This is a genomic window from Castellaniella denitrificans (assembly GCF_027214045.1).
In the GTDB taxonomy this organism is placed as follows: domain Bacteria; phylum Pseudomonadota; class Gammaproteobacteria; order Burkholderiales; family Burkholderiaceae_B; genus Castellaniella; species Castellaniella denitrificans_A.
Genome location: NZ_JAPWHE010000009.1, coordinates 108,523 through 116,259, shown reverse-complemented (window position 1 = coordinate 116,259; position 7,737 = coordinate 108,523). Strand labels below are relative to the sequence as shown.

The following is a 7,737-nucleotide window of genomic DNA, read 5'->3' as shown; positions in this document are numbered from 1 at the left end:
CGGCATCACCAAAATGAGCATCGGACAGGTCGTGCGCGCCGCGCTGCCCTGGCTGCTCCTGCTGCTGACCTATCTGGTCTTCATCACCTACGTCCCGGCCGTCAGCCTTTGGCTGCCCAGGCTCCTCGGCTGAGCGGCCGACAGCAGCACGCGCAAACAAGCGGCCGCCGTCAGGCGGCCGCTTGCGATCACCTTCAGGCGTGGCGCCTGAGCGATGTCCGGTCGCCGGATGCGGGCATGGTCAGGCCGGGCACCGGGTCAGCAGCCTGACGGTCTCGTGAGCAGGCAGTCCCATGACGCCGCTGTGGCTGCCCTCCAGGTGCGCGATGAAAGCGGCCGCTCGGCCCTGGATGGCATAGCCGCCCGCTTTGCCGAAGGGCTCGCCGCCGGCGACGTAGTCCGCGATGTCGGCTTCGGTCAACGTCTGGAAGCGTACCGTGCTGATGCTGACTGCCTCATGGAGGCTTCCCCGGCATGCCAGGGTCACGGCGGTATGGACTTCGTGTGAGCGGCCGGACAGGCGGCGCAGCATGTCGGCTGCGTCGGCCGCATCCCGTGGCTTGCCCAGGATATCGTCTTCCAGGATGACGGTGGTGTCGGCGCACAGGATGGGGGCGTCCTGCCAGTCCGCAGGCCAGGCGTCGGGCAGGGGGTCGGGCCGCGCGCCCGAGGCGAGCCAGGAGACGGCACGCTCGGCCTTTTCGCGCGCGGTGCGGCGGACGTAGGCGGCGGCCGGCTCGCCCGGCAGCCGGGGCTCGTCCTCGCCCTCCGGTGAGGGCACGCGCAGGATGCCGTGAGGGATGGCCAGTTGATCCAGGATCTCGTGGCGGCGGGGGCTGGCGGAGGCCAGCAGGATGAAAGGCGGCATGATGGCGGGGTCGGGTTGACTGGAAGAAGGGGCAGGATCGGTGTTTAGCCCACGCGCAGGATCTTCATGCCGTTGGTGCCGCCGCTGTCGCTGTAAAAGTCGCCCTTGGTCAGAATGATCCAGTCGCCCGTCTGCAACAGACCCCTGCGGCGCAGGATGTCGATGGCGGTTTCGCTGACCTCGGCGGGTGGCAATGTCGCGGCGTCGAAAGGCACCGTGTAGACGCCGCGGAACAGTGCGGCGCGGCGTTGGGTGGCGGGATGCCGCGTGTAGCAGTAGATGGGCACGCCCGAACGGATGCGCGACATGATGAGCGGTGTGTGGCCGCTTTCGGTGAGGCTGATGATGGCCTTGATGCCGGGAAAGTGGTTGGCGGCGTACATGCAGGCCAGGGCGATGGTCTCGTCGCAGCGCGAAAAAGTTTCGCCCAGGCGGTGGTGGGACCGGATGGTGGTGGGTTCCTGTTCGGCGCCCAGGCAGATCCGGGCCATGGCCTGGACGGCCTCGACGGGGTATTGGCCGGAGGCCGATTCGGCCGACAGCATGACGGCGTCGGTGTGGTCGAGCACGGCGTTGGCGACGTCGGAGACCTCGGCACGGGTCGGGATGGGGCTGGTGATCATGGATTCCATCATCTGGGTGGCGGTGATCACCAGTTTGTTCTGGGTGCGGGCATGCTGGATGATGCGTTTCTGGATGCCGACGAGCCGGGCGTCGCCGATTTCCACGCCCAGGTCGCCCCGGGCCACCATCACGCCGTCGCTGGCGCGGGTCAGGTCGTCCAGTGCGGCGTCATCGGCCACGGCCTCTGCGCGCTCGATCTTGGCGATGATCCAGGCGGGGCTGCCGGCCTCGCGCACCAGTTGGCGTGCCTGTTCGATGTCGGCTCCCGCGCGGGGGAAGGACACCGCCACGTAGTCCAGTTCGAGTTCGGCGGCCAGCCGGATGTCCTGTCGATCCTTGTCGGTCAGACTGGGCGCCGAGATGCCGCCGCCGCGCCGGTTGATGCCCTTGTTGTTGGACAGCGGCCCGCCGACCTCGACCCGGGTGTGGACGGCGTTCTCGTCGACGGACTCGACCCGCAGGATCACCCGGCCGTCGTCCAGCAGCAGTTCGTCGCCCGGGGCGCAGTCCTTGACCAGCGGTGGATACTCGATCCCCACGATCTTGTCGGTGCCCGCGTTTTGCGGATGCCGGGTGGACAGGGTGAAGGGGGCGTCCGGGCGCAGTGTCACGGAACCGGCCTCGAAGCGGCCGATACGGATCTTGGGTCCCTGGAGATCACCCATGAGGGCGATGTGGCGGTCGTGGCGGGCGGTGATCTCGCGGACCAGGCGAACCCTTTCGCGATGGTCTTCGGGCTTGCCGTGAGAGAAATTCAGCCGGGCCACGTCCAGGCCCGCCAGGATCAGGGCTTCGATGCGCTCGGGGCTGGAGGTCGAGGGTCCCAGCGTGGCAACGATCTTGGTGCGGCGGCGGGCGGTCATGTCGGATGCTCCTCAGGCGCGGTGATAGGGGTGCCCCGCCAGAATGGTCCAGGCCCGGTAAAGCTGTTCGGCCAGCAGGATGCGGACCATGGGGTGGGGCAGGGTCAGCGAGGACAGGCGCAGGGTCTGGCGGGCGGTCTGTTTCAGGGCTGGGTCCAGGCCGTCGGGCCCCCCGACAATGAAGACGATATCGTCGCCGCTGGCGCGCCAGGTTTCAAGGTGGCCGGCGAGATCCCGTGTCGTCAGATCGCGGCCGTGCTCGTCCAGTACGACGCGCCAGGCTTGCGCGGGCAGGGCCGCCTCGATGCGCTGGGCCTCGGCATGCATCAGTTGCTGCGCGGTCTTGCCGCTGGCGCGGGGCTCGGGTCGGATTTCGCGCAGTTCCAGGGGACAGTCGCGGGGCATGCGTTTGGCGAAGTCCTGCCAGGCCGCCTGGACCCAGGAGGGCATGCGGGTACCGACGGCGTAGACCAGGAGCTTCATTCGTCCTCGTCGAAGTCGGCTGGTGCGCCGGGCTGGGCGGGACCGGTGGGCAGCAGCCGCACACGCACCGGCTTGGCCCCCCAGATTTCCTCCAGGTTGTAGTAGGCGCGGATGGCGGGCTGCATGCAGTGCACTACGATGTCGCCCAGGTCGACCAACAGCCATTCGCCGGTATCCTCGCCTTCGTAGGCGACGATCTCCAGGCCGTTTTTCTTGGCCTGTTCTGCCACATGGCTGGCGATGGCGCGGGTCTGACGGTTGGAAGTGCCGCTGGCGATGATGACGCGGTCGAACAGACCGGTCAGGCCCGTGGTGTTGAAGACCTTGATGTCCTTGGCCTTGGCGTCTTCCAGGGCGTCGATGACGAGGCGTTGCTGTTTTTGCAGATTCATGGGGTCTCGGGGTCCAGGTAGAGCCGGTGGGCGCGGATGTAGTCCAGCACGCGCGGGTCCAGCATGGCGTCGACGGGCCGTCCGGCCGCCAAGGCCTGTCGGATCGCGGTGGCGGAAACCGGCTGCGGGGTGAAGGGGATGCGGACCAGCCCGCCGGGTTCCAGGGCGGCCGCCAGTTCGGGCGGCGGTGCGACGGAAGACCCGGGGCGCTCGGCGACCGCGAGCCGGACATGCCGCAGCAACTCGCGCCAGCGGCGCCAGGTGCAGAAATTGGCCAGTTGGTCGGAGCCCAGTATCCAGGTGTAGCGGGCTGCCGCGGGCAAGGCGGCGAGGGTGTCGATGGTGTAGGTGTCGCCTGCGCGCCGCAGTTCGATCGGGTTGACACGCAAGCCGGGAACGTCGGCGCAGGCCAGTTCCAGCATCCGCAGCCGGTGTTCCGGCGCGGCGCCCAGGCGGCCGCGCTGCCAGGGACGCGCGGCCGGCAGCAGTTCGACGTATTCCAGACCCAGGGCGTCCCGGGCGGCCTGCGCCAAAGCGACGTGGACCCGGTGGACCGGATCGAAACTGCCGCCCAGCAGGCCGACCTGGGGCGTCACAGCCATGCGCGCGGCCGCAGATAGTCGGCCAGGGCCGACTCGGGCGATCCGGGCTCGGGCGTCCAGTCGTAGCGCCATTGGGCGACGGGCGGCATGGACAACAGGATGGATTCAGTGCGGCCGCCCGATTGCAGGCCGAACAGCGTGCCCCGGTCGTAGACCAGGTTGAATTCGACGTAACGGCCGCGCCGGTAGGCCTGGAAGGCGCGTTCGCGTTCACCATAGGGCGTGTCGCGGCGTGCCTGGACGATGGGCGCATAGGCCGGAATGAAGCAGTTGCCCACGGCCCGGGTCAGGGCGAAGCAGGTATCGAAATCCGGTGTGTTCAGGTCGTCGAAGAACAGGCCGCCGACGCCGCGGGTCTCGCCCCGGTGGCGCAGCAGGAAGTAGTCGTCGCACCAGGCCTTGTAGCGGGGGTACTTGTCGTCCCCGAACGGAGCGACCGCGTCGTGGCACACCTGGTGAAAGTGACGCGCGTCGGCTTCCACCGGATAGTAGGGGGTCAGGTCCAGACCGCCGCCGAACCAGAAGACGTCGGTGTCGCCGCCCTTGCCGTGCGCCACGAACAGGCGCACGTTCATGTGCGTGGTCGGCACATGCGGGTTGCGCGGATGCAGCACCATGGACACGCCCATGGCTTCCCAGCCGCGCCCGGCCAGCTCGGGCCTGTGGGCGCTGGCCGAAGGAGGCAGCGTATCGCCGCGCACGTGGCTGAACAGCACGCCGGCCCGCTCGAAGACTGCGCCATTTTCGCAATAGCGGGCCAGGCCGCCACCGCCTTCCGGACGTGTCCAGGGGTCGCGGCCGAAGGCGGAGCCTTCGAGGTCTTCAAGGGACCGGACGATGCGGTCCTGGAGATCGGCAAACGTGTCGTGGACCAGGGAAACGGGGACATGCATGTCGGAGTCTGCTCGCACTGAGGGTCAGTCGTGCCGCTTGCCGGCGGCCAGCGCGCGCCAGCCGATGTCGCGGCGGAACTGGCGGCCTTCGAACTGGGTCTGGTTGACGGCGTCGTAGGCGGCCTGTTGGGCGCGGCGGATGGAGTCGGCCAGCGCGGTCACGCACAGGACTCGCCCGCCGCTGGTGCGCAGCGTGCCGTTGTCGGTCACGGTGCCGGCGTGGAAGGTGACGCAGTCGGCGGTGTCCGGCGCCAGCGCGGTGATCGGGTCGCCCTTGCGGGGGGCGTCCGGATAGCCGGCCGCAGCCAGCACCACGCCCACGGCGGTGCGCCTGTCCCAATCGATCTCGGCCTGGTCCAGCGTACCGTCCAGGGCGTGTTCGAGGGTCTCGGAAAAGTCGCTTTTCACGCGCAGCATGATGGGCTGGGTTTCCGGGTCGCCCAGACGGCAGTTGAACTCCAGGACCTTCAGGCTGCGGCTGGCGTCGGGGCCGGGGCCGATCATCAGGCCGGCGTACAGAAAGCCGGTGTAGGGGATGCCGTCGCGCGCCATGCCCTGAACCGCGGGCTGGATGATTTCACGCATGACCCGGTTGTGCAGGGCGGGCGTGACGAGGGGGGCGGGCGAATAGGCGCCCATGCCGCCGGTGTTGGGGCCTGTGTCGCCGTCCAGCAGTCGCTTGTGGTCCTGGCTGGTGGCCAGGGGCAGGACGTGCTGGCCGTCGCACATGACGATGAAGCTGGCTTCCTCGCCGTCGAGGAATTCCTCGACGACTACGCGGGCGCCGGCCGCGCCGAAAGCGCCGTTTTCACCCAGCATGTGGTCGACGGCGGCCAGGGCCTCGTCCAGTTTCTGGGCCACGACCACCCCTTTGCCGGCGGCCAGGCCGTCGGCCTTGACGACGATGGGCGCGCCCTGGGCGCGGATGTAGGCGCGGGCCTCGGCGGCGTCGGTGAAGGTGGCGTACGCGGCGGTCGGGATGTCGTGGCGCACCATGAAGGCCTTGGCGTAGTCCTTCGAGCTTTCCAGCTGCGCGGCGGCCCGCGTGGGGCCGAAGATGCGCAGCCCGGCGGCGCGGAAGGCATCCACGATGCCGGCGGCCAGCGGTGCTTCGGGGCCGACGACGGTGAAGGCGATCTTTTCCCGGCGGACGAATTCGATCAGGGCGCCGGTGTCCTGGAGCGGGAGGTTTTCCAGCGTGGGGGCGCGGTCGGTGCCGCCGTTGCCCGGCGCCACGTAGACCTTGTGCACCCGGGGCGACTGCGACAGCCGCCAGGCCAGCGCGTGTTCACGGCCGCCGGAGCCGATGACGAGCAGTTTCATTCGGTCTCGTCCAGGACGGCGGTGGTGAAGACTTCCTGGACGTCGTCCAGGTCTTCCAGGAGGTCGATGATCTTTTGCATCCGCTCGGCGTCCTCGCCGGCGAGCTGGACCTTGGACAGGGCTTTCATGACCACGCCGTGGATCTCGGCCTGCAGGCCGGCGGCGTCGAAGGCCTGTTTCAGGGTGGCGTAGTCGCCGGGTTCGCAGGTGACCTCGATCACGCCTTCCTCGTCGGTCTGGACGTCGTCGGCGCCATTGTCCAGGGCGACGTCCATGACGTGTTCTTCAGAGGTGCCCGGAGCGAAGATGAACTGGCCGCAATGCTTGAACATGAAGACCACGCTGCCGTCCTGGCCTAGGTTGCCGCCGTGCTTGGACAGCGTATGACGGACCTCGGATACGGTGCGCTGGCGGTTGTCGGTCATGCAGTCGATGATCAGGGCGGCGCCGCCGATGCCGTAGCCCTCGTAGCGGATATCCTCGTAGTTGGCGCCATCCTCGGTACCGGCTCCGCGCTGGATGGCGCGCAGGATGTTGTCCTTGGGCATGTTGGCGGACGTGGCCTTGTCCCAGGCCAGACGCAGGGCGGGGTTGGCATCGGGGTCGGGACCGCCGGCGCGGGCGGCCACGGTGATTTCACGGATGATCTTCGTCCAGAGCTTGCCGCGCTTGGCGTCCTGACGCCCTTTGCGGTGCTGGATGTTTGCCCATTTGCTGTGTCCGGCCATGATGTGTCGAGTTCAAGAGGATGCGTTCAACGAACCTTAGATTTTAACGCCTCGGGCCGAATCAGTCTGCGGCGGCGCGCCGCAGGCCCGACCAGACGATCGCCCCGATGATGAGGGCGCCTCCGGCCAGCGCGCGCGCCGGGGGGTACTGCGCGAACAGGATGGCCGCGAACAGGATGGCGTAGACCGGCTCGAGGGCGATCACGATGCCCGCGGTGCGGGCCTTCAGCCGGGCCAGGCTGGCGACCAGCAGGGCGTGGGACAGGGCGGTGCAAAATACCCCGAGCATCAGCAGCCAGACCCAGTCGAGAATCCGCAGGTCCGCGAATTCCGTGAGACACCAGGGCAGGGTCAGCAGGGCGACGACGCCGTTCTCCCAGCAGGCCAGTTCGCGGGCCGGCATCAGGCCGACGGCCTTGCGGTTGGCCAGGGTGAACAGGGCGAATGACAGCCCCGAGGCCACTGCCCAGCCCAGACCGATGGTGGCCTGGTCGCCGAAATCGAAGGACGGCGTGACCAGCGCCAGACCGGCGCTCACCAGGATGACCACGGCCCATTCGGAGGCCCGGGTGCGTTCCCGGAAAAGGAATCCCTCGAACAGGGTGATGAAGGCGGGGAAGCTTGCGAAGCCCAGGGTGGCGATGGCGATGCCGCCGATTTTCACAGCGACGAAAAACGTCGTCCAGTGGATCGCGAGCAGGACGCCGGCCGCCAGCAGCACGGGCAGGGCGCGGCGGCCGGGCCGCGTGGGCCGGTGGCCGGCGCGGGCCATGAACAGCAGCAAGGTCGCGGTGGCGAACGTGGCGCGGCCCGCCGTGATGAGGATGGCGCCGGCCCGGATCAGTTCTCCGAAGATGCCGGTCAGCCCGAACAGGACGGCGGTGATGTGGATGGCCGTCGTGGCCTGGCGGGAATTCATGCTAGTCTGATCCGATGTCGAACTGTCCGGCCCGGCGGGGCC

9 protein-coding genes are annotated in these 7,737 nt (G+C 68.6%); all 9 read right to left on the bottom strand.

The genetic code is table 11. The features are described 5' to 3' along the window. Window positions 1-241: 241 nt before the first annotated feature. Complete coding sequence (locus tag O4H32_RS12240; protein ID WP_269359550.1) at window positions 242-868, bottom strand: Maf family protein; 627 nt, start codon at window positions 866-868, stop codon at window positions 242-244. A 44-nt stretch (window positions 869-912) separates the two neighbouring features. Next, on the bottom strand, window positions 913-2,355 hold the full coding sequence (pyk, locus tag O4H32_RS12235; protein ID WP_269359547.1) for a pyruvate kinase: 1,443 nt from the start codon (window positions 2,353-2,355) through the stop codon (window positions 913-915). A 12-nt stretch (window positions 2,356-2,367) separates the two neighbouring features. Beyond that, window positions 2,368-2,838, bottom strand: a complete 471-nt coding sequence (gene rlmH / locus O4H32_RS12230; protein ID WP_269359545.1) for a 23S rRNA (pseudouridine(1915)-N(3))-methyltransferase RlmH — start codon at window positions 2,836-2,838, stop codon at window positions 2,368-2,370. Continuing rightward, on the bottom strand, window positions 2,835-3,230 hold the full coding sequence (gene rsfS, locus O4H32_RS12225) for a ribosome silencing factor (protein ID WP_269359543.1): 396 nt from the start codon (window positions 3,228-3,230) through the stop codon (window positions 2,835-2,837). Before rsfS ends, rlmH begins: the two co-directional genes overlap by 4 nt. Next, the gene (gene nadD / locus O4H32_RS12220; RefSeq protein ID WP_269359541.1) at window positions 3,227-3,832 is read right to left on the bottom strand and encodes a nicotinate (nicotinamide) nucleotide adenylyltransferase; all 606 of its coding nucleotides are present in this window, start codon (window positions 3,830-3,832) and stop codon (window positions 3,227-3,229) included. The genes rsfS and nadD overlap by 4 nt, the downstream gene beginning before the upstream one ends. Continuing rightward, window positions 3,823-4,725: an oxygen-dependent coproporphyrinogen oxidase gene (hemF, locus tag O4H32_RS12215; RefSeq protein WP_269359540.1), complete on the bottom strand. Its 903-nt coding sequence runs from the start codon at window positions 4,723-4,725 to the stop codon at window positions 3,823-3,825. Before hemF ends, nadD begins: the two co-directional genes overlap by 10 nt. A 24-nt stretch (window positions 4,726-4,749) precedes the next feature. Continuing rightward, window positions 4,750-6,048, bottom strand: coding sequence for a phosphoribosylamine--glycine ligase (gene purD, locus O4H32_RS12210; protein WP_269359538.1), 1,299 nt, complete (start codon window positions 6,046-6,048; stop codon window positions 4,750-4,752). Beyond that, entirely contained in the window at window positions 6,045-6,776 is a 732-nt protein-coding gene (locus O4H32_RS12205; RefSeq protein ID WP_269359536.1) for a YebC/PmpR family DNA-binding transcriptional regulator, read from the bottom strand. Before O4H32_RS12205 ends, purD begins: the two co-directional genes overlap by 4 nt. 61 nt (window positions 6,777-6,837) lie before the next feature. Continuing rightward, window positions 6,838-7,695, bottom strand: a complete 858-nt coding sequence (locus O4H32_RS12200) for a DMT family transporter (RefSeq protein ID WP_269359534.1) — start codon at window positions 7,693-7,695, stop codon at window positions 6,838-6,840. Window positions 7,696-7,737 lie beyond the last annotated feature (42 nt).